This is a genomic window from Komagataeibacter medellinensis NBRC 3288, assembly GCF_000182745.2.
GTDB lineage: Bacteria > Pseudomonadota > Alphaproteobacteria > Acetobacterales > Acetobacteraceae > Komagataeibacter > Komagataeibacter medellinensis.
Genome location: NC_016027.1, coordinates 3,070,577 through 3,090,743 on the forward strand (window position 1 = coordinate 3,070,577; position 20,167 = coordinate 3,090,743).

The 20,167-nt window shown below is 60.3% G+C and carries 17 protein-coding genes; 10 read left to right on the forward strand and 7 right to left on the reverse strand.

Features of this window, described 5'->3' with window-relative positions; translation table 11 throughout:
* The first annotated feature begins 1 nt into the window (after position 1).
* From GLX_RS14250 to msrQ, 3 genes are all read left to right on the forward strand, one after another.
* Complete coding sequence (locus GLX_RS14250; RefSeq protein ID WP_014106657.1) at positions 2 to 1,678, forward strand: SGNH/GDSL hydrolase family protein; 1,677 nt, start codon at positions 2 to 4, stop codon at positions 1,676 to 1,678.
* Between the two features lie 178 nt (positions 1,679 to 1,856).
* Positions 1,857 to 2,801 (forward strand): protein-methionine-sulfoxide reductase catalytic subunit MsrP, encoded by a 945-nt coding sequence (gene msrP, locus GLX_RS14255; RefSeq protein ID WP_041247466.1) that lies wholly within the window; start codon positions 1,857 to 1,859, stop codon positions 2,799 to 2,801.
* 2 nt (positions 2,802 to 2,803) lie between these two features.
* Positions 2,804 to 3,430 carry a protein-methionine-sulfoxide reductase heme-binding subunit MsrQ gene (msrQ, locus tag GLX_RS14260; protein ID WP_014106659.1) on the forward strand — a complete coding sequence of 209 codons (627 nt, stop codon included), beginning with the start codon at positions 2,804 to 2,806 and terminating at the stop codon, positions 3,428 to 3,430.
* Positions 3,431 to 3,446: 16 nt separating this feature from the next.
* Here the strand turns inward: msrQ and GLX_RS14265 are convergent, their stop codons facing one another.
* A complete protein-coding gene (locus GLX_RS14265) occupies positions 3,447 to 4,406 on the reverse strand; it encodes a helix-turn-helix domain-containing protein (protein ID WP_014106660.1) in 960 nt (319 codons plus the stop codon).
* A 216-nt stretch (positions 4,407 to 4,622) separates the two neighbouring features.
* Here GLX_RS14265 and GLX_RS14270 point away from each other — a divergent pair, with 216 nt between their 5' ends.
* From GLX_RS14270 to GLX_RS14295, 6 genes are all read left to right on the forward strand, one after another.
* Positions 4,623 to 5,588, forward strand: a complete 966-nt coding sequence (locus tag GLX_RS14270; protein WP_014106661.1) for a thiamine pyrophosphate-dependent dehydrogenase E1 component subunit alpha — start codon at positions 4,623 to 4,625, stop codon at positions 5,586 to 5,588.
* 32 nt (positions 5,589 to 5,620) lie between these two features.
* Positions 5,621 to 6,649 (forward strand): alpha-ketoacid dehydrogenase subunit beta, encoded by a 1,029-nt coding sequence (locus GLX_RS14275; protein WP_014106662.1) that lies wholly within the window; start codon positions 5,621 to 5,623, stop codon positions 6,647 to 6,649.
* A 1-nt stretch (position 6,650) separates the two neighbouring features.
* Positions 6,651 to 7,793 (forward strand): acetoin dehydrogenase dihydrolipoyllysine-residue acetyltransferase subunit, encoded by a 1,143-nt coding sequence (locus tag GLX_RS14280; protein ID WP_014106663.1) that lies wholly within the window; start codon positions 6,651 to 6,653, stop codon positions 7,791 to 7,793.
* A 284-nt stretch (positions 7,794 to 8,077) separates the two neighbouring features.
* Positions 8,078 to 9,547 carry a xylulokinase gene (gene xylB, locus GLX_RS14285; protein ID WP_041247467.1) on the forward strand — a complete coding sequence of 490 codons (1,470 nt, stop codon included), beginning with the start codon at positions 8,078 to 8,080 and terminating at the stop codon, positions 9,545 to 9,547.
* Positions 9,548 to 9,654: 107 nt separating this feature from the next.
* Positions 9,655 to 10,785, forward strand: a complete 1,131-nt coding sequence (locus GLX_RS14290; protein ID WP_014106665.1) for an L-dopachrome tautomerase-related protein — start codon at positions 9,655 to 9,657, stop codon at positions 10,783 to 10,785.
* 47 nt (positions 10,786 to 10,832) lie between these two features.
* On the forward strand, positions 10,833 to 12,203 hold the full coding sequence (locus tag GLX_RS14295) for a sugar porter family MFS transporter (RefSeq protein ID WP_014106666.1): 1,371 nt from the start codon (positions 10,833 to 10,835) through the stop codon (positions 12,201 to 12,203).
* 155 nt (positions 12,204 to 12,358) lie between these two features.
* Here GLX_RS14295 and GLX_RS14300 read toward each other — a convergent pair whose 3' ends face one another.
* Both GLX_RS14300 and GLX_RS14305 read right to left on the reverse strand, forming a co-directional pair.
* Positions 12,359 to 13,669 carry a Rossmann-fold NAD(P)-binding domain-containing protein gene (locus GLX_RS14300; protein ID WP_014106667.1) on the reverse strand — a complete coding sequence of 437 codons (1,311 nt, stop codon included), beginning with the start codon at positions 13,667 to 13,669 and terminating at the stop codon, positions 12,359 to 12,361.
* Positions 13,670 to 13,711: 42 nt separating this feature from the next.
* Positions 13,712 to 14,869, reverse strand: a complete 1,158-nt coding sequence (locus GLX_RS14305; protein ID WP_014106668.1) for a DegT/DnrJ/EryC1/StrS family aminotransferase — start codon at positions 14,867 to 14,869, stop codon at positions 13,712 to 13,714.
* Between the two features lie 404 nt (positions 14,870 to 15,273).
* On the opposite strand from GLX_RS14305, the gene GLX_RS14310 reads away from it, so the two are divergent.
* Positions 15,274 to 16,101, forward strand: coding sequence for a hypothetical protein (locus GLX_RS14310; protein ID WP_231850353.1), 828 nt, complete (start codon positions 15,274 to 15,276; stop codon positions 16,099 to 16,101).
* Positions 16,102 to 16,270: 169 nt separating this feature from the next.
* Here the strand turns inward: GLX_RS14310 and rfbD are convergent, their stop codons facing one another.
* From rfbD to GLX_RS14330, 4 genes are read right to left on the reverse strand one after another with little or no spacing between them, the layout of a single operon-like run.
* Positions 16,271 to 17,155: a dTDP-4-dehydrorhamnose reductase gene (rfbD, locus tag GLX_RS14315; RefSeq protein WP_014106670.1), complete on the reverse strand. Its 885-nt coding sequence runs from the start codon at positions 17,153 to 17,155 to the stop codon at positions 16,271 to 16,273.
* Positions 17,156 to 17,197: 42 nt separating this feature from the next.
* The gene (gene rfbC / locus GLX_RS14320; RefSeq protein WP_014106671.1) at positions 17,198 to 17,767 is read right to left on the reverse strand and encodes a dTDP-4-dehydrorhamnose 3,5-epimerase; all 570 of its coding nucleotides are present in this window, start codon (positions 17,765 to 17,767) and stop codon (positions 17,198 to 17,200) included.
* Between the two features lie 44 nt (positions 17,768 to 17,811).
* Positions 17,812 to 18,834, reverse strand: coding sequence for a glycoside hydrolase family 5 protein (locus GLX_RS14325; protein WP_014106672.1), 1,023 nt, complete (start codon positions 18,832 to 18,834; stop codon positions 17,812 to 17,814).
* On the reverse strand, positions 18,831 to 20,165 hold the full coding sequence (locus GLX_RS14330; RefSeq protein ID WP_014106673.1) for a hypothetical protein: 1,335 nt from the start codon (positions 20,163 to 20,165) through the stop codon (positions 18,831 to 18,833). Before GLX_RS14330 ends, GLX_RS14325 begins: the two co-directional genes overlap by 4 nt.
* Between the last annotated feature and the right edge of the window lie 2 nt (positions 20,166 to 20,167).

Here is a 20,167-nt window from a genome sequence, read left to right on the forward strand (position 1 = left end):
TATGAAAACATGCACAAAACTTCTTGCCTGCATGACAGTACTGGCCGTAGGCAACGGTGTTTCCCTGGCCATGGCGGCACAGTGCCCGCCCGTGGATCATGACGGAGAGACCTGCGTTCCCGCGCGTGATGGCGCAAGTGAGGGACTGAACCGCCCACCTGGTCATAATGACGATGCCCGCCATGGCTATGCAGCAGGTGATCTGTGGCAGGCCGGTGGCCATGCCTGGCGCGCGGTATCGGTTGCACCCGGCGCCGCGCGGTGGGAGGGCGAGCAGACCACATATCCCGCCGACAGCTTTGGCCGTCATACCATTTTTGCCGGTGGGCCGACGCGCATGGTCAGCGGTTATAGCGGCCCAGCCGTAGATATCGAGACGGTCGTGGGGGGTCAGCAGGTCACGGCCACCCTTGTCATCCACCCCGATGGCACGCTGGATACCGATACGCTGCATCGCGCCCTGTCCACGCGTGATGGCGGAACCTTTGCCACCGTTACCCGCGTTTATGACCAGTCGGGCCACGGCAATCACATCACGGCCACGCCGGGCCAGCATGTGGTGCATATCGGTGCCGTTCAGGTGGCGGGGCAGGAAACCCTGTCGTGGGGAGAGAATAATGGCCCCGGCGGTTTTGTGCTGCCACAGGGGGTGAAGGTTGCGGGTAATGGCTTTTTCTTTGGCACGACCGGCACCTATGCCTCATCCAATTCCGGTTACGCGGCTTTTCCCGTCCCGGTCATGCTGGGAGGGGGCGGGCATGAATTCAAGGTTTTCACGGGTAGCTATACGTTTGATGGTTTTGTACATGTGGCTGACCCGCGCAGTCCCGACCAGCGCACGAACCTTGTCATGACCAATTCCCCTGCGGCCTTTGGTGTAAACGCCACCCCCACGGGCTACACGCTTGAGTCCGGCAATGCCCGTGTCCAGCATCCCGGCATGCTGAGCAATGATGCGCTGACGGGCGGCTATATCGGCTACAATGCCGATGGAGGGGAATGGTTCGTTCAGGGGCGCAATACCGGGCAGTGGACGGGTATCGTCATTGCCGACCATACGGCAACACCTGGCGAAGTCGCGAATTTTCAGGCATCTGCTGCGGTACTGGGTAACTACATGCCGCAGTTACGCAATGTTGTTGTTGCGATCGGCGATAGCCGGACGGAAGGTTTCCGCCTGAGCGATGGCACGAACTGGCCTTATCTCATGCAGCGTTTCGCACGCTACCAGAGCTATAATTTTGCCGTCTCCGGTGCGACCAGCAGGCAGATGCTAGGCATGGTGCCAGCTGCCGAGAGCGTAGCAGCAGGGCCAGGCCGACGCGTTGCCGTAGTTTTTGGCGGGTATAACGATCACCTGCCGTTCAATCACATTGCAACGGATGACACGGTCCGTAACCTGTCACAGATTGTCAGCAGGCTGAAAAAAGCGGGTTACCGGGTCGCCATCCTTGATGAGGCCACGACACAGGGCGCGCCAAGACAGGCGGTGCATGCAGCCATCCAGAACGGGACGATTGCCGCCGATATCGAGATCGATCCGTTCGCCCCCGGTGAAAAGCTGACCAATGTGCTGGACCAGACAACGTGGGATGCCGATACGACCCATCCCGCGCAGGCCGGGCACCAGATATTGGCTGATGTGATCTGGAGCCGCATCCAAGGCTTGCTGCGCTAGAACAGATCCTGTTTGAATGCGCGCATTCAAACAGGTGAAGATACCCGTAAAAACATAAACTGGCGCATTTCCATCGAAAACCGGTTCGGTGGAAATGCGTCAGGGCGGGTTTCAGGAAGACGGGACGGGATCTGTCGCGTTAGGCTGGTGTTCCCATGTTCCGAGCAGGAGGTGCATCATGGCACACACGCCTTACCCCCGGCCTTCACCAGATGAAATCACGCCGCGTTCGGTATGGCTGTCACGGCGTACACTGCTGGCCGGGGTGACAATGGGGGTAGCCAGCCGCCTTGTGCCGCGTGCACGGGCGGAAACATTGCATGCACGTCCCGGTCCCTTTCAGGCAGCAGAAAAGCCGACGCCCCTGTCTGATGTCACCCATTACAATAATTTCTATGAATTCGGCCTGGACAAGGGGGACCCTGCCGCCCTTTCGGCCAGTTTCGCCGCGCGGCCGTGGACTCTCTCGGTCGAGGGGCTGGTGGCCCGTCCGCGTGTATGGGACATCGACCAGCTTATTGCCGCGATGCCGATTGAAGAACGCCTGTATCGCATGCGCTGTGTGGAGGCATGGTCCATGGTCATTCCATGGGATGGTTTTCCGCTTTCCAGCCTGCTTGCCCAGGCGGAACCGCTGGGCAGCGCGCGTTATGTCGCCTTTGAATCCGTTGTGCGGCCCGCGCAGATGCCCGGCCAGCGTGGTGGGCTTGATTCGCTGGGATGGCCTTATGTTGAAGGACTGCGACTGGATGAGGCCATGCACCCGCTGACGCTGCTGGCGGTGGGCCTGTACGGGGAAACCCTACCCAACCAGAATGGCGCACCGGTGCGGCTGGTGGTGCCGTGGAAATACGGGTTCAAGGGCATCAAGTCGATCACCCGCATCCGGCTGGTGGAAAAACAGCCGCCTACGACGTGGAACCAGATGAATGCTGATGAATACGGGTTCTTCGCCAACGTCAATCCCGAAGTTGATCACCCGCGCTGGAGTCAGGCATCGGAGCGGGTGATCGGAGCGGGGGGATTTTTGGGGGGTGGGCGGAAGAAAACCCTCATGTTCAATGGTTATGGCGAGCAGGTGGCGGGGCTGTATGGCACCATGGACCTGCGGCGGAATTACTGAGCATGCCCTATCTGTCCGGCACGCGCCGCAACCGCCTGCTTGTGCCATGGCCGGGCGAGACAGGAGCGCTGGGCCTGCTGGGCCTGCTGCCGGCTACCCTCTATTTCTGGTATGGCGCGCATGATGAACTGGGACCGGACCCGGTCAATGTGTTTGAACGCTGGCTGGGACTGTGGGCGGTGCGTTTCCTGCTGGCGGGGCTTGCGGTGACACCACTGCGCGCGCTGACCGGGCTGAACCTGATCCGCTACCGCCGTCTGCTAGGGCTGCTGGCCTTCTGTTACGTGTGCCTGCATGTAGGGGTGTATGTGGGGCTGGACCAGCAGGGCAATATCGGTGTGCTGGTACGCGACGTGACGCAGCGCCCATTCCTTATGGTCGGGTTTGCCGCCTTCATGCTGCTGGTGCCGCTGGCGGCTACGTCCAATCGTGCGTCCATGCGCTATCTTGGTAGGCGATGGGGCAGGCTGCACCGGCTGGTCTATGTGGTGGCCGGGCTTGCAGCCGTGCATTTTCTCATGGCGTTCAAGACCTATAATGCCACCAGTGTCAGCTATGCTGCCCTACTGATGGCCATGGTGGCATGGCGGGGCTGGGCTGCGTGGGGCAGGTGGCGCGCACGGACCTGAACCGGCGGTCCCGGTATCAGGCACGTGCGGCCGGTATGCCACCCAGGTTGCGTATCCGACGGTGCAGGGTCGAGCGACTGATGCCCAGCATGCGCGCGGCCACCGCCACCTTGCCGCGTGCGCTGGCCAGTGCGGCCTGGATGGCTGCGGTCTGTGCATCACGCAACGGGGTGGTGGGGCGGGGGGCTGTCGTATCATCCAGCAGGCACAGGTTGACATCCTGTGCGGGGGCAATGCCCATCTGCATGCGCGCGGCAAAGGTGGCGCCCACGACATGGCGCTCGCGGTCCAGAGCTACCATGGGCACTGATGATCCCAGTGCCGCCCCCAGCAGCATGATCGCATGGCCGCGGTAGCGGTCCATGAAGCAGGTCCGTTCGATCTGGCGCGCCGCCTGCAACAGGGCGGAGGCGATCAGTGCACCCAGGGTACCTTCTGGCGTGGGGTGGAACGAACTGGCGTTCAGGCATGCGGCCATGCGGCCTGAAGGGTCATAGACCGGGGTGGCCACGCCCGCCAGCCCATGCAGCCCGCTGCGCCAGTGCTGGTTGCGGTGCACGCTCACGCTGCGCTGTTCGGCCAGACAGGTGCCAATACCGTTGGTGCCGGTATGGCGTTCATGCCACACGGCGCCGGGCCAGAAATGCCAGCGGCGGCACCCGCGCCGCAGCGGGAGCGCCGTGCGGTGATCCAGTACCACGCCTTCGGTATCGGCCAGCATGGCCGTATAGCCCACCGGTTCCAGCGCCGCATGCAGCAGGTCCAGTTCGGGGGCGGCAAAATGCATGATGCGCCCAGCATGCTGGGCACACTGCCGCAGTTCGGCACCCGACAGAACGCTGGGTAGCATCGGAGTGGCCGGGTTCAGCGCGTATTCGTGCTGGCAGCGCTGCCATGAAGCTTCAAGTCCCGTACCAGTCCCGGCAAGGGTGGCAAGGGGGGGAGCGGAAAACAGGAAACGGGAGCCATGCGACATGCTGGTTCTTCAGGTTGGGATAAATGGATGGGATACAGGTAATAGAGCTTGCCGCATGTCGCAGTTTCGCGACACTTCGTACCATCCCTTTCACATGGACGTGAAACATCCCTACCGCGTTGTTGCCCGGATGGCGGCAAAGCGTGTGTGCTGCCCCCAGCCCGCCATATGCCAGCATGCATGAGGGGCGGAGGCAGAAAGAACAGGGGAACACCCATGCAAATAGCGCGTGAAACGCTGCTGCGCTCATACCGGTCGATGCGTACCATCCGTATGTTTGAAGAGCGCCTGCATGTTGAATTCGCAACCGGCGAAATACCCGGCTTCGTGCACCTGTACTGCGGCGAGGAAGCCTCGGCTGTGGGCGTGTGCGCCAACCTGACCGATAACGATACCATTGCCAGTACCCATCGTGGCCACGGGCACTGCATTGCCAAGGGCGTGGGGGTTGCGGGCATGATGGCCGAGATCTATGGCCGCAGCACCGGCGTGTGCCGGGGCAAGGGCGGGTCAATGCATATTGCCGACCTGACCTGTGGCATGCTGGGGGCCAACGGCATTGTGGGCGGCGGCCCGCCGCTGATCTGTGGTGCCGCCCTGTCGCACAAGACGCTGGGTGATGGCGCGGTGGCCGTTGCCTTCTATGGCGATGGCGCCTCTAACGAGGGCACAACGCTTGAAAGCCTGAACCTTGCCAGCGTCTGGCAGTTGCCCGCCGTGTTCGTGGTGGAAGATAATGGCTATGGCGAGGCCACGGCTGCATCCTATGCCTGTGCCGGTAGTCAGAAGGCGCGGGCAGCGGCCTTCGGTATGCCCTATATCGAGTGTGACGGCTCGGACTATTTTGCCGTGCACCAGGCGGCGGGCGAAGCGATTGCCCATGCACGCGGTGGCAACGGCCCGGCTATGCTGCATGTGCACCTGCAACGCTGGTATGGCCATTTTGAAGGCGATGCCATGACCTATCGTGCCCCCGATGAGGTGGCCGAGGCCCGGCGTGACCATGACTGCCTCAAGCTGTTCCGCGACCGCGTGACCCAGGCGGGCCTGTTCGAGGGCAGCGCACTGGACGAGGTGGATGCCGCCGTAGCCGATGAGATCGAGGCCGCCGTCATCCGTGCCAAGAATGACCCGCTGCCCCAGGCGCCCGATCTGATGGCTGATGTCTACGTCCGTTACTGAGCAGGCCCCCAGAAGCAGGAAGGAAACGTACAATGAGCAAGAAAAGCTTTCGGCAGGCGATCAATGAAGCCCTACGGCAGGAAATGCGCCGCGACCCCACTGTCATCCTGATGGGCGAGGACGTGGCCGGTGGCCGTGGTGGCTCTGCGGGTGTAACGGACGCCTGGGGCGGTGTGCTGGGTGTAACCAAGGGGTTGTATGAGGAGTTTGGCGCAACCCGCGTGCTCGACACTCCCATTACTGAAGCCTCGTATATCGGTGCCGCGGCAGGTGCCGCAGTCACCGGCCTGCGCCCGGTGGCAGAACTGATGTTTGTGGATTTTGTCGGCTGTTGCCTTGACCAGATCATGAATCAGGCCGCTAAGTTCCGCTACATGTTTGGCGGCAAGGCACGCACGCCGCTGGTCATCCGCGCCATGTATGGCGCGGGCTTCAATGCTGCTGCCCAGCACAGTCAGGCGCTGTACCCGCTGTTTACCCACATACCAGGGCTGAAGGTCGTCATCCCGTCCTCCCCCTACGAGGCAAAGGGCCTGCTGATTTCGGCCATACGCGATGATGACCCGGTCATCTTCCTTGAAAATAAAGTGATGTATGATGAGGAGGAGGACGTGCCCGACGAGGCCTATACCATTCCCTTTGGCGAAGCCAACCTGACACGGGAGGGCGATGACGTGACCATTGTCGCCTTCGGCCGCATGGTGGGCATGGCCAACCAGGCCGCCGACCGGCTGGAAAAGAAGGGCATCAGCTGCACGGTCATTGACCCGCGCACCACATCGCCCCTTGACCGCGACACCATTTTGGAATGCGTGGCCGATACCGGGCGGCTGGTGATTGTTGATGAATCCAGCCCGCGCTGCAACATGGCGACCGACATCGCGGCCCTGGTGGCGGAAGAAGCATTCGATACCCTGCGCGCGCCCATCCGCCGCGTGGTGCCACCGCACACACCGGTTCCCTTCGCCACGGTGCTCGAAAGCCTTTACATGCCCAATGTGGAGAAGATCGAGGCTGCCGTCACCGCCACCATGAACCATCGCGTAGCGGAGAAAGTCTGACATGGCACAGAACATCACCCCCATCACTATGCCCAAATTCGGTCTTGCCATGACCGAAGGCAAGATTGCCGGCTGGCTGGTCGAACCCGGCGCCACCATTACGGCGGGCGAGGAACTGGTTGATATCGAGACCAGCAAGATCACCAACACGTTTGAAAGTCCGCTGGCGGGTACATTCCGCCGGCAGGTTGCGGCCAATGGCGAAATGCTGCCCGTTGGCGCGCTGATTGGTGTTGTGGCCGATACGGCCGTGACGGATGCGGATATCGATGCGTTCGTAACCCGCTTTCAGGCGGAGTTTGCCGAAAATGCGGGAACGGCGGAAGGCGCGGAGACTACCGATGAGCCGGTTATGGTCACGGTAGGCGAGCATACCCTGCGCGTGCATGAACGGGGCGAGGGGGATGAGGCCCCGCTTGTGCTCATCCACGGTTTTGGCGGCGACCTGAAGAACTGGATGTTCAACCATGCGGCTCTGGCGCATGGGCGGCGTGTCATTGCCTTCGACCTGCCGGGACATGGTGGCTCATCGAAGGATGTGGGACCGGGCACGCTGGAGTTCTTTGCAGGTGTAACCATTCAGTTACTCGATCATCTCGACCTGTCGCGCGTGCATGTCATGGGTCATTCACTGGGTGGTGGCATTGCGCTCACGCTTGCGCGCATGGCCCCGCAGCGTGTGGCCTCGCTCGTGCTGGTTGCCCCCGCAGGCATGGGGCGGCAGATCAACATGGATTTCATCAACGGCTTCATCGAAGCCGACCGGGTGCGTGCCCTGCAGGATGTGCTGAAATACCTAGTGCATGACAAATCCCTGATCGGTCGGCGCATGGCCGATGACGTGCTGCGTTACAAGCGGCTGGACGGGGCGGAGGCGGCGCTGCGTACGATCGCGGCCGCCTGTTTCCCCGCAGGCCAGCAGGCTGATGACCTGCGCCCCGATATCGAGACCGCTGACATGCCTGTTACCCTGATCTGGGGGCAGGTGGATGAAATCCTGCCTGCCACACAGGCTGAGGGCCTGCCCGCCGCTATTACCCGTCACATGATGGCCGATACGGGGCACATGCCCCAGCTTGAGGCCGCCACGGCGGTCAACACGATTGTGGAAGAGTTCATCAAAGCAAAAGTCGCCACGTCGTAACGTAATAAACGCTGAGGAAAATGTACGGAGGGGAAAGGCCATGCAGGCCTTTCCTCTTTTTTCATGCACGCGATAAGCGTTTTTAAAAAAGAATATCCGCACTGTTCACGGCCGTACGGCCATGCACCTGCGCATTTGGCCCGATGGGTATGGTCAGTGGGTGTGGTCACCAGAAGGTGTGCAGTCCGTACTTGCACTGTTGTGGTCATTATGCGTTCACTTGGATCAAGGCAAAGCAAGAATGGCCGGGCTGGCATGCCAGTAACGGGACAGGAATAACAATAATGTTTGTCGGGATTGATCTGGGTACTTCCGGCCTCAAGGCCGTATTGGTTGATGAAGCGCAGCGTGTCGTCGCCAGCTACACGCACCCCCTGCATGTCAGTTCCCCCCATCCGGGATGGAACGAACAGCCGCCCGAGGACTGGTGGATTGCCCTGCTCGCCGCCATGGATGCGCTTGTGGCGGCACATCCGCGTGAGATGTCGGCGGTCAGGGGCATCGGCCTTTCCGGCCAGCAGCATGGTGCTGTGCTGCTGGGTAAGGGCGGGAGCGTGCTGCGTCCATGCATTTTATGGAACGATGTGCGCGCCGTGGCACAATGCCGGGAATTCGAACGCCGTTTTCCAGAATTCCGGCAGGTATGCGGCAACATCGCCATGCCCGGTTTTACCGCGCCCAAGCTGATATGGGTGGCTGAGCATGAACCGGATGTGTTCCGTGCCATCCGCCATGTCCTGCTGCCCAAGGCATGGTTGCGTTACCGCATGACGGGCGAGATGATCGAGGATATGTCGGACGCATCGGGTTCGCTATGGCTGGATGTGGGCCATCGCTGCTGGTCAGACGGGGCGCTGGCAGCCTGTGGGCTTGAGCGCAACGCCATGCCGGCACTGGTGGAGGGTACGGCACCGGCAGGCGCGCTGGATGCCGATCTTGCGCGCCGTTGGGGCATGAAGGTCCGCCCCGTACTGGCGGGTGGTGCCGGGGACAATGCGGCGGGTGCCGTGGGACTGGGGGCGGTCACGCCGGGTTCGTCCTTCCTTTCTCTTGGTACATCGGGCGTGCTGTGGATCACGACGGAGCGCTTCCGGCCGCACCCGCAGGGGGGGATTCACGCTTTCTGCCATGCGGTGCCCGATATGTGGCACCAGATGGGGGTTACGCTGTCGGCTGCGTCTTCACTGGCGTGGTGGGCACGCACGACCGGCATGAACGAGGCGGCTTTGCTGGCGGAACTACCTACTGAAATTACCCGGCCTTCCCCCGTGATCTTCCTGCCTTACCTGTCGGGGGAGCGCACGCCGCATAATGACGGACGTATCCGGGGCGTCTTTGCTGGCCTGTCGCATGGTACCACGCGCGCGGACATGACGCAGGCGGTGCTGGAAGGGGTGGCGTTCTCTTTCCGTGATGTGGTGGATGTGCTGGCGGCGGCGGGATCTGTGGTACACGAAGCGGATGTGATCGGTGGTGGCTCGAACAGCCGCGCATGGGTGTCCATCCTGGCCAACGTGACCGGCCTGTCGCTGCACCGTCTGGCGCATGGGGCGCAGGGAGGCGCGTTTGGCGCGGCGCGCCTGGCCCGCCTTGCGGTAACGGGGGAGACGGTGGGCAGCGTATGCCTGCCACAGGCGCGTGAGGAAACGCTGGTGCCGGACCCGCAGGTCAGTCCCGCATATGCGGCCCCGTTGGCACGCTATCGCGCACTTTATCCCGCCGTGCGTAGTGCAATGGAAACGCCGTCTGCCTGAAGGGCAGCTCCGCCTCCCCATGATCCCTATCCTGAGCAGAGCAAAAGGTTGTTATAGCGGGAGGGTCTACCCCCTTCGGGCAAGAATATGGAAATGGATCAACCAGTATGAAGACAGACCTGCTTTCCTCAATTTTCCATCGGCACACGGGTGCTGCTGTGCTGCTGGCGCTGCTGGTGCCAGCAGCCGGGTATGCTGCCGACAGCGTTGATCATGGGGCGGCGGCAACCGGCAATGTCCAGGTTGTCGCGCGTTTTGCCGACATGCAGCCCTCCGGCATTGCAGCGCTGCCCGACGGGCGCGTGGTGCTGGCCTTCCCCCGCAGTGCCGCCGACCACAAGGGGCCACGTCTTGGCCTGCTACGCGATGGGAAGGTGACGCCTTTCCCCGATGAGGCAACACAGTCCCGCCTGGTTTCCCCCCTTGGCATGACGGTTGATGCCACGGGCCGGCTATGGATCGTGGATGAGGGAACGGTTGCCGGACAGAAAACACCGCCCGCACCGGCCCTGATCGGCATGGACGGACGTACCGGCCAGATCATTGCGGATATCGCGCTGGGGCAGGGGGCGACCCTGCCCGACAGCCACGTCAATGACGTGCGCGTAGACATGACGCATGGCGCACAGGGCACGGCTTATATCAGTGATACCTCGCTCATGGACCATCCCGCGATCATCGTGGTGGATATTGCCACGGGTCATGCGCGCCGCGTGCTGGAAAACGCACCGTCCACCCGTGCGGAACCGGGTTTTGCCATGGAACTGGATGGCCGGATGCTGCGCTATGACATGGCACACCCGGCCATGGGGCAAGGAGGGATTGATGGTGTGACGCTGAGCACGGATTCCAGCAGGCTTTACTGGCAGCCACTGTCCAGCCGCAGGCTGTACAGCGCTCCCACCGCCCTGCTGGCCGATCCCACGACCAAGCCCGCGCAGTTGCAGCAGTCCGTGCGTGATGAAGGCGAGGATGCGGTGGTGGACGGCATGGCCACCGGGCCGGACAACACCCTGTATCTGACCGATATTGAGCGTCATGCCGTCCTGCGCCGCACGGCGGACGGGCATCTGGATGTCGTGGCCCATGACCCGCGCCTGATCGCACCCGACGGGCTGGCGCTGAAAGATGGTGCGCTGTGGCTGACCGTGGGCCAGTGGGGGCGGCTGCCCGTCTTCCACGATGGCCACGACATGGAAGAACGCCCGTGGCTGGTGGTACGTATTCCGCTGAAGTAAAATTTCGCCGGCTCATTTGGACCGGTAAGCTGAAAGAACGCATAATAATGGCGCATGACAGGCAAACGGTTTCCCCCGGTTCGGGCATTGTCAATCTGATTGCGGCGGTCGCAGCGACGGGTGGACTGCTGTTCGGTTACGATACCGGCATCATCTCCGCAGCCCTTTTGCAGATAACCCCGGACTTTGCACTGGGCACGCTGGGCCAGCAGGTCGTGACATCCGCCATCGTGGCGGGTGCGCTGGGGGGCTGCCTTGTGGCGGCCCCGCTGTCGGACCGTTTGGGACGGCGCTACATGATCATGTTCGCAGCCCTGGTATTCATTGTCGGTACGCTTGTGGCCTCGCTTGCTCCGGGGGTGGGGCTGCTGGTGTGCGCGCGTTTCATACTCGGGCTTGCGGTTGGCATGTGTTCACAGATCGTGCCGGTCTATATTGCCGAGATCGCCCCACGTGAAAAACGCGGGCAGATGGTTGTGCTGTTCCAGCTTGCGGTGGTGTTCGGTATTCTGATTTCTTTCATTGCAGGGTATCTGTGCAGCAACCAGTCGTGGCGGCTCATGTTCGGGCTGGGGATCATTCCGGCGGTCATCCTGTTTGGGGGCATGTCGGTGCTGCCGCGCAGTCCGCGCTGGCTGGCCATGAAGGGCAATCTGGAAGGCGCGTTCGAAGTCCTGCAGCGCCTGCGGCACGATCCGCAGACCGCGCGTACGGAACTGGATTCCATCGTTGCCATGCATGATGAGCAGGCACCCTGGTCGGCCCTGTTGCAGCCATGGGTGCGGCCTGCGGTTGTCGCCTCGGTCGGGGTGGCGCTGTTTTGCCAGATTACGGGTATCAATGCTGTGTTGTACTATGCCCCTACCATCTTTGCGGGCGTGGGGTTCGGGCAGGGTTCAGCATTGCTGACTTCCATCGCCATTGGTGTTGCCATGGTGCTGTCCACCGCCTTTGGCAGTTGGGCGGTGGATGCATGGGGGCGGCGGCGCCTGCTGCTGCGGCTCATACCGGGCGCCGCCATATCGCTTATGGTGCTGGCCACCATGTTCGGCATCGGTTCGACACAGGGTATCAATACATGGATCACGGCCGCAGCCGTGGTGTGTTACGCCATATTCAACGTGGGTAGCCTGTCGGTTGCCATATGGCTGGTGGGGGCGGAGGTCTATCCCCTGTCATGCCGCAGCAAGGGCATGAGCCTGGTGGCCGCAACGCATTGGGCGGCTGACCTGCTTATTTCGTTGACCACCCTGTCGCTGGTGCAGGCACTGGGGGCGGCCGGTACGTTCTGGATGTACGCGGGGATCAACCTGCTGGCGTTCGTGTTCGTGTGGCGCTATGTGCCTGAGACGCGCGGGCGGTCACTGGAGGATATCGAGACGGCCCTGAAGAATGGCACTTTCAACCAGTTGACCTGATGCTGCGCTGCCCTGCGCAGACAGGCCGCATGCACGGGGCATGCGACCTTGCGGGCCAGCGGGCTGCTGCGGATGCAGCGGGTCAGTGATGGATGATGTGGTGCGCGTCGATTGCGGGCGGGCGCGCGATGGTGATGCGGCGCACCGGCGTTTCTTCAGGCAGGAGTTGATACAGGATCTTCTCGCCAATGGCGTTCTGCCACAGCCACAGGCTGTTGACCTGCCCGTTGAAGCTTCTTTCCCCCCCCCATTGCGGCAGACGGGCGGTAGCCCGCCGCCAGGCCCAGGCCGAACAGCCCCGGTATTTCGTGGCCGGTTTCATCCAGTATGCCACAATCCGCGCCCGTCAGGCTCCCATCGGGATGATCCATGGCTAGTGGGATAGCATGGTTGTGTCGGTCCAGGATCATGACCCGCTGGGGGCGGTAGCCAAGGCAGGCAATAATGGCATCCGCACGGTCCAGCACAGCTTGGACGGTCGTCTGGTTGCTGTCTGTTATCTGGAGGGTCTGTAACCGGGGTTCAGGGGGGGCGTCGGCTATGCCCATCAGGCGCATGGCCAGATCGCGTGAATCATAGCGTAGGCCACCAAAGCGGTAAACGAACTGGCTGACTGGACAGATATCGGCCGCGCCAAAATCCGTATATCCATCGGCCACGGCTTCCTCGGCCGTCCGGTAGAACAGCTTCAGGCGCGATTTGTGCACCATGGTCAAATGGCCCGGCATAAGCAGGTCCGCCATGTCACGCAGGATGACGCGCGCGACCGACAGGGCGCTGCTGGCCCCCCCAACTATGGCAATCCTTGGTGTTTTTACGCTCATGACCATGCTGCGCAACCGGCTTATGCCCGTGGGCGAGAGAAGGTCATCTGACTGCATGAGACGATCGTGGTATTTCGGTAGCAACGTGTGGTCGCCAACCGGTTCGTTATAAAGCCGTTGTTCGGGTTGATTGGCGCCAAGTGCAAGGACAACCCGCCGGGCCGTTACATGCTGTGTGTGCGCTCCGTCGGCCGAGACAAGGTACGCGGCCCATTCCCCCCGCTCTCCCTGGCGCAGGCTTGTCAGTCGCCATCCCGTCAACAGACGTGAGGCCGGGTGTTTGCGGATCAGACTGGCCAGCACATGCCCCACCAGGTCCAGATATTCCGCCACCACACGCAGAGGGAGCGTGCACCTGCCATGACTGCGGATCCGTTCTATCAGGGGGTGCGTGCATAGGCGTGCCAGTTCTGGCACCGGGTTATCGGTCAGTGCATCGACAAAGGTTTCCGCGGCGCTGTCGGAATTGATGACGTAGCGCCCCAGCATGCCCGAACCGATATGGCTGCCCTGTTCAACCAGGGTCAGGCCTTCGTCCAGTAGGCGCGGCAGTTCACCCATGCGAGAGGCCGCAAGCAGCAGGGCAATCCCTGCCGGACCACCTCCGGCAATCAGGACGGGTGTCATGGGATGAGATGGCATGATGTCTATATCCGTTTTCCGCAGGATTGGGGGAGCGGGGGCTTACATACCGTATGCGGCACAGGCGCTGAGGAATTCCTGGCACACGTAGTGCACCATTTCGGGTGTCATTTCGTGCCATAACGGTAATGATACGATGGATGCGGACAGCGCGCGTGTCGTGCTCAGGTCGCCTGCCTTGCTATGAGCAGCAAAATAGCTCTGCTCATGCAGGTGGGGAGAGAAGTAGGTGGCAGTCCCGATCCGTCTGTTTTTCATGCGCTCGAGTATGGCGCTGCGGTAAGGGATAAGGCTGGCGGGCAGGCGCACGGGCAGGAACTGGTAGGATGTGCGCGTGCCACGCTGGTGCTGGAATTCAAAACCGGGCAGCAATTCGTAGTAAAGCTGCTCTATGCAGATTTTTTTCCTGACCACGTTATCCAGATGGTCAAGTCCCGACAGGGCGAGAAGGGCCCCGATCTCCGGCAATTTGGAATTAAGGCCCGGCATTGTGGCATGGCGGACCTGGCCAAAACCGAAATTGCCCATGGCGCGCAATGCGGCGATCATGTCGGGATTGTTGGCGTATATGAAACCACCTTCGCCAATTCCCATTGTTTTTGTTGCATGCAGCGAACAGACAATGGCGTGCGGTGAACCGGAGCCAAATCCCTGCCCCTGTGCATCATGTGCGCCAAGGGAAGCCGCTGCATCAATAACGGCGGGAATGCCTGTCTTTTTTTCAAGAACCGTGTAGCGCGTAATATCGGTTGCATTCCCGAAAGTCGCATAGGGGAAGATGGCGGCCACCTCGCCATCATATCTGTGCAGCAGTTCGTCTTCCGCCGGGTGGGATGCCATCCAGTCCTGCGGGTCTATATCGCAGAACAGGGGGATAAAGCCGGCCCATAATACCGCGTGTGCTGCCGCAGCAAAAGTAAAGGATGGCATGATGATATAAGGCGTCCGGTCGGGCGTTGTATGGCGGGTGACATATTTCAGCGCCATCATCAGTCCGATCGTGGCGTTGCATACCGTGACACACTGGCCGATCCCGCCGAACATCTGTTCGATCAGGCGTTTTTCAAATTTCTGGTTGATCGGTCCATAATTTGTGTAAATCCCCGACTGTTCCATTGCAAGAATGTCATCGGATAACTGGCTTATCTTTGGAATATTGGAGCGGATGAATGATATCTCTGGATACGATATTTCTGTCATCTTTATATTCCGCTTCCTAAAATCCAATGGTTGCATCGGTCTGGACGCGTATGAAAGCCACCAGACCTGAGCAACCCATTCTAAACACGTAGAATGTGTACAGGTTCACTTCAAATATAAATATATTGTTTACCACACGATTATGTGATGCCAATATTTCAGGAATATACATAATTTTGAAAAAATGCTGTGCAATTCATGCAATACAAGAACACACATTATCGTTATGTCTATAGAACATATACGCTTAATAGTAATTATATAATATTCATATCATTCGTTATCTATGGGTTGATCCATCATATGGAGGGCGGAACGTGATCGCAGCCAGGAAATGCGCGGTTGTGCTGAAGACTTATGCTTGGGACAGTTTTGTTCACCGGCAGTTCAGACGGCTGCAATCCATGTTTCCCGATACGGATGTATTTCTGTCTGTTGATGAAACGAACGGCTTTGCCGGTACCATTCCCCATGATCGCGTATTGCGTACCTGCAATGCGGACATGGTGACCATGGGATTTGCCAACCGTTTTGAAAAAGGCAGCCTGATATGGTGGAATGCCGATTACACCCATTATCAGGTACGTGCCCGTATTCCCGATTATGATTATTACCTGTTTGTGGAATATGATGCCTGTATTACCGGTGATGGCAGCCGCATGCTGGCGGACATGATGGCCGATGGGGCGGACCTGGTGGCGCATCCCATTGATTCAGGTCCGCAATGGTACTGGACACGCTTTCACGCGGCACTCTATCCCGGTACGCGGTTGCATGCCTCGCTTAACTGCATTTCGTTTTTCTCGGCCAGGGCACTTGATCATCTGGCTGGCAGGCGGCGTGCCATGTCGGTCGCCAATGGGGCGGAAATTACATTCTGGCCGTTGGGGGAGGCATTCGTGGCATCAGAAGTAATGGCCGCAGGACTGTCTTTCCTACCGCTGGCACGTTATGGCGATGTTTCGCATTATAACTGGTTCCCGCCCGTGCTGGAGACGGATCTGGGGCGTTTGCCAACCGGGCCTGCCTTCATCCATCCGGTGCTGGATCGTAAGCGCTATATTGCCAGCCTGCTGCGCCATACCCATTTTGTCCGGCATTATTTCATGTCAGGTAGCGCATTGCGGCGGGAGCTTGCACGTTTCCCAGGCGAGGTATCGCGCGTGCAGCTGTACCGTGCTGCGGCCAACCGTGCAAAGGAGCGGTTACGGCTGGCCTGTGGCGGCACATGAACGGGTTGTTTTTTAAACAATCCCGTTAGGGGACATGATAATAGTTTTTGGGTGCAGTCTTTTTTCAAGACAATGCACCCTGTGGCTTTTTGCAAAAAGCGTCACCAAAAACTTCTGTGCGTTTTACATTATGGTCGTGGTGGCATTTTCAAAGCCTTCCACAAGGACTTCACGGCTGTTTATGCGCCATGAGTTCTCCCACAACCCGTTCCACTTCCGGCTGCCACGGACCGGGCGCGCAGTCGAAAACCTGCTTCAGCCGCGTGCAGTCAAGTCGCGCATCATGCGGGCGGCGTGCGGGAGTTGGCCAGTCCGCCGTTGTAATGGGTTCAATGGCGGGGGTGGGGGCTCCGTGCCGGGCGGCGGCCTTTATCGCGGCACAGGCCAGTTCGTACCAGCTTGCGTGGCCTGCGCCCGTGGCATGGTAAATGCCGGCATAATCCGTCTTCCACCCTGTATCGCGGATGCAGGCTATGATCTGCATGATTACATCCGCCAGCGCATCGGCACTGGTTGGGTTGCCGATCTGGTCACTGACCACGCGCAGTTTGGGGCGTTTGGCTGCGGCCTCGACCATAGTGCGTACGAAGTTGCGGTTATAGGGTGAATAGACCCACGCCGTACGCAGGATGATGCTGTCGGGATTGGCTGCAAGCACGGCCTGCTCGCCCTCCGCCTTCGTGCGGCCATAGACAGAGCGCGGGTCCACTGGGTCGGTCTCGACATAGGGAGCGCCCTTGTCACCGCTGAATACGTAATCGGTCGAGATATGGATGAACGTGATATTCAGTTCCCGGCATAGGGCCGCCATGCGGGCGGGACCGGTATGGTTGGCGCGTTCGGCGGCTTCCACATGGGTTTCCGCTGCGTCAACGGCCGTCCAGGCAGCGGCATTGACCACAAAGGCAGGGCAGTTGACCCGCAGGATGGTATCGATTGTATCGGGGCGGTCAAAATCAATATCCGGGCGGCCAACGCGTGTCACGCCTGCATGTGCCGCAAGCGCGCAGGCAAGTTGTCCCGTTCCGCCGGTTACCAGAATGGATGGATGCATCAGATCTGTTTTCTTTTTCAGTTACAGGGAAGTAGTGCGATCTTACCCATCGGCTGTGTGCGTGAACCAGTCATCCACGTTTGAAAAGGACAGCGCCTGCGCATCCTTGGCGGACACGATCGCGTCCCCTGCGCTAACCGGCCATTCAATGGCCAGAAGCGGGTCATCCCAACGCACGGAACGCTCGCACTCGCGGTTCCAGAAATCGGTGCATTTATACTGCACTTCTGCATTGTCGGTCAGGGTGCAGAACCCATGCAGGAATCCTGCTGGGATCCAGAATTGCGCCCCGTTTTCAGCCGAGAGTGTCTGCCCGACCCACTGCCCGAAGGTGGGGGAGCCTGCGCGTATGTCCACCCCCACATCCCATATGCTGCCGCGTGTGCAGCGGATCAGCTTGCCCTGTGCATGTGGCGGCAGTTGGCAGTGCAATCCGCGCACGACCCCGCGCTGGCGCGAGAGGCTATGGTTATCCTGCACGAAGGGTTCGGTAATGCCTAGCTCCTTCAGGCGGGCGGCATTGTAAGTCTCCGTGAAATAGCCACGGTCGTCTTCAAATCGGGGCGGGGTCAGCAACATCATGCCTTCGATGTTGAAAGTCTTTATGTCCATGGGTGGATTCCTGTATCCCGGTTGTGGATGGTGTGGTCTGAAATTCAGCGTGCCGCGCCAAGAAAGGGCCAGATGGCCTGCATCTGTGGCCGGTCGGTGCCATGATCGGGTTCAAGTGTGAACATATAGTTGCCCCATAGAGGTCCGGCTGCCCAGTAGGTCCAGCCGGACCATACATCGGCATTCTCACGCATGTGCGTGAGAAGGGGGGACAGAAGGGCTACACATTCGGGCTGGCGGCTGACCCCGAATTCCCCCAGGAAGCCGTGGGCCTTATGCGCATGCAGCCAGTCGGTAAAGGCCCGGATCCGGGCAAGCGCCTGATCCTGTGAAATGCAGGCCGGCTTGGTACCCGATGCATCGGTATCGAAATACTCATGCACTTCATAGATCAGGTTGTGCGCCGGATCCGTGAGCGTGCCGAGGGTGGGGCTGTTGAGGGTGACGAAGGAGTGCGCGCCATCCCAGCCAATGCCGGGCACCAGAATCGCATTGTGGCTGCCGGTCTTGCGTATGGCGTCAATCGCGCCCTGAACACTGGCCTTCCACGCTTCGGCGGAATGCTGCTGGGGTTCGTTCATCAGCCCGAACAGGACATGGTCATCCTTGCCGAACACCTGCGCCAGCCGCGACCACAGGTCGGCAAAGGCTGCATCGGATACCGCGTCGGAACCCACTTCCTGCCCCCGGTAACGGCCATAGTTATGAATATCGAGCACCGTGCTCGCACCCTTGCCCCGTGCATAGCTTACGAACTGCTGTACACGCTGCACTTCCTGCGGGTTTAGCGGGCCGTTCAGGACCGGTTGCAGGCGCTCCCACAGCACGGACAGGCGAAACGTGTTCATGCCGGCCTGGGTGAAGTAATCCACTTCGGCGGGTTTGGGATAGAGATAGTCATACCCGTACCGCCCCGGCAGCTTGGAGGATGAATAGGCGGCCCCCGCCAGGTTCACGCCCCGCCAGGTCTGCGCTGTGGCGGGCTGGAGGACGGGCAGCACAAGGACTGCCCCCGTAACGCAGCCTGTCAGCCAGCGGCGCGCGCGGCAGGAAAGGGATCGTTTCATGCGTTATGCTCCGGTAAGGTGGAAAGCCTGCCCGGTCGCAAGGACTTTACGCGTTCCACCATGTCCGTCGTAGCCACAAGCGCATCTGTCGGGGTAACGACACTGTTGGTCGTGCCATACAGGAACCATAGCAGCGCTGAGGTCTTGATGGTAAAGACCGAGGCACCAATGCACAGCGATGTGGCGAAATAGAGGGAGATCATGGCCTTCATCGACACGGCGGCTTCCGTGCGCGCAGGGTGCATGGTGAACAGCCCCAGCAGGAACAGCGTAAGCGGCAGGCCCAGGTTATTGGTGATGTAGGCGTAGCCCGTATCGGCTGTATAGACCTGTGATGGCGCCATGGCGAACCATTGCGGCAGGTTCCAGTAATCCAGCAGCCTTCCCGAGAACAGGAGGCGCCCTGAAAAATCATCACCAATGATGGAAGGCAGGATGCCCGGCATTTCATGGTTGGCGCCCTGTAGCATCAGCCCCATCATGACCGTAACCGGCATAAGGAAGACAACGAAGCGCGAGCGGTAAAGCGGGGTCATGCGCAGCAGGATCATCGCCATGGCGCAGCCCGAGGCAAAGCGGGAATCCGCCAGCACGAAGCACAGTGCAGATAGGAAGAACAGGAACGCATGGCGTAGGCGCGAGCCCAGGCTGGTGCTCAGGCACCATGCAAAGCCGATGGCGGAAAAATTTCCTAGTGAATCCGGCTCCAGAAACAGGGATGAGACACGGTGCGAGCCGAATATGGACTGGAAGAATGTGCGCGATGCCGCAGCACCCCGGTTGCCGCTGATGAATAGGTTGGTATTGCTATAATTGACCGTGCTGGTGCTGATCACTCCTTTGTTGACGTAATAGGTCCAGACATCGAACACAGTGCCGAACAGGTTGGTGAACAGCAGTTCGAAAAAGCCGATGAACAGGATCATCGCCATGAGTACCCACAGGGTCCGCTCACCCGAACGCAAGGTGGAGCGCGTGCCAAGCTGGTAGAACAGGTAGGCAATGGCCAGATCATGTAGGATCTTCAGGTCAAGGCGGGGATTGATGAATTTTGCCCCGATCTCGAAACACAGCATGACCGCCGTGATCCGTACCACGGCGGGGGAAATGGTGTTGCGTACCTCAAGGAAGGCCAGGAATATGATGCCCAGTTCGCACAGTGCGATCTCGGAACTGTGCACCGTGATGACATGTCGCGTATTGATGAAGCACAGGACAAGATTGAAGACCGCCCCCGCTACGACCAGCCACGAAACGCCATCCGCGCGGGACAGTGCGGGTGCGCGGGTTACAGGCGGGGCCGACGCCCGCGCGGGGGCTGCGGCAAGCATGA